General features: G+C 74.8%; 1 protein-coding gene. It reads left to right on the top strand.

Features of this window, described 5'->3' with window-relative positions:
• Nucleotides 1-226 (top strand): HEAT repeat domain-containing protein (locus FLX07_RS36200; protein ID WP_167748520.1); only part of this gene is annotated, 226 nt, incomplete at both ends.

The raw sequence follows: 226 nt of genomic DNA, 5'->3' as shown, positions 1-226 counted from the left end.
TGCTGGGGGGCGAGCCGCTGGATCCGGAGGTTCGGGCGCTGGCGTTGGAGCGGGCGGTCGGCGACGACGATGAGGATGTGCGTCGGGCGGCGCTGAAGGTGCTGGGGGGCGAGCCGCTGGATCCGGAGGTTCGGGCGCTGGCGTTGGAGCGGGCGGTCGGCGACGACGATGAGGATGTGCGTCGGGCGGCGCTGGAGGTGCTGGGGGGCGGGCCGCTGGATCCGGA

The organism is Microbispora bryophytorum, assembly GCF_006874465.1.
Lineage (GTDB): Bacteria > Actinomycetota > Actinomycetes > Streptosporangiales > Streptosporangiaceae > Microbispora > Microbispora bryophytorum.
The sequence above is the reverse complement of the archived record's forward strand: the minus strand, read 5'-3'. Positions and strand labels throughout refer to the sequence as shown.